Origin of the sequence: Microbacterium ginsengisoli (assembly GCF_000956535.1) — a bacterium.
Classification (GTDB): domain Bacteria; phylum Actinomycetota; class Actinomycetes; order Actinomycetales; family Microbacteriaceae; genus Microbacterium; species Microbacterium ginsengisoli.
In genome coordinates, this window is record NZ_JYIY01000011.1 from 1 (window position 1) to 1,208 (window position 1,208).

Genomic DNA, 1,208 nt, shown 5'->3' on the forward strand with positions numbered 1-1,208 from the left:
GCGCGGGGGTGATGCGTGCGGCGGCGGCAGTCGCGGTTCGCGCGGAATGCGGTGCGCACGTGATCGTGCGCTCGCGCCGGACGCCCTTCGCAGGCGGTGCCGCCGTGCGCGGGTGGTCAGCGTTCGAAGAGGGATGCCGCGGGCTTCGGTGACGGCGAGGCATCCGCGTCGGTGGCGGGCCCTGCGTCGCGCACGAACGCGCGCAGCTCATCGCCGTGCGCGACCTTCGCCGGATGCGGACCGGCAGCCATCAGCCGCGGCAGCCATTCGATCGGAAGGGGGGCGGCCGAGGCGGCCACGACGAGATTGCCGAACCGGCGGCCCTTCAGCACCTGCACCTCGGCGAGCACGATCACGTTCTCGAGCACAGCCTCGACCGTCGCGACCTGACGCCGGGCGTGGTGGAGCCCCGCACCGTCGGCGACGTTGACGAGGAGCACCCCGTCGGGGGCGAGCAGGGATGCCGCGGCCCGGTAGAACTCGACGGTGGTGAGGTGTGCGGGCGTCTGGGCGCCGGCGAACACGTCGGAGACGACCAGGTCGACCTGGCCGACGAGCCCGGCGGGGAGGCGCCCCAGCCCCTCGCGGGCATCGCCGATGCGGGTGCGGATCGACGCGTCGCGCGGAAACGGCAGGTTCTCGCGCACGAGGTCGACGAGCGCCGGCTCCAGCTCGATGACCTGCTGGCGCGACCCCGGCCGGGTGTGCGCGATGTAGCGCGGCAGGGTCAGCGCGCCGGCGCCGAGGTGCACCGCCGTGAGGGGCTGCCGCGGCATCCGTAATCTGTCGATCACCGCGCCCATACGGGCGACGTACTCGAAGTGCAGGTGCGAGGGATCCTCGAGGTCGACGTGCGACTGCGGTGTGCCGTCGACCTCGAGTTCATACCCCGAGACGTACGCGGACGGCACGATGCGGGCGATGGTGCCGTCGCTCAGCCGCGCCTGCGGAGGCAGTTCGACAGTCGCGCGGGCCATGGGTCGAGGCTACCCGGGCGGGGCGGGTGGTCTCGCGGTGAGGGCCGGCCGGTCTGCCCGCTCGGCGCGCGCCTACCCCGCTCGGCCCGTTGTGCCACCCCTGCCTCGCAACGTCGGAACCTTCGCCCGGCTCGCCGACGTGCGGCATCCAGCCCCCGGGGTGTCGGCGAGAAGTTCCGACGTTGCGCAGCCATGACGGGGTCCCCGCCCGTCCCGGCTCCGTGCCACCGC

General features: G+C 73.8%; 1 protein-coding gene. It reads right to left on the bottom strand.

What is annotated here, in order from left to right; translation table 11 throughout:
* Window positions 1–116: 116 nt before the first annotated feature.
* Window positions 117–977, bottom strand: coding sequence for a spermidine synthase (locus tag RR49_RS00065; RefSeq protein WP_045245676.1), 861 nt, complete (start codon window positions 975–977; stop codon window positions 117–119).
* Between the last annotated feature and the right edge of the window lie 231 nt (window positions 978–1,208).

Bases quoted from the DNA above. Each gene is read 5' to 3' on its own strand.
- RR49_RS00065 (WP_045245676.1), bottom strand. From the start codon at position 977: ATGGCCCGCGCGACTGTCGAACTGCCTCCGCAGGCGCGGCTGAGCGAC.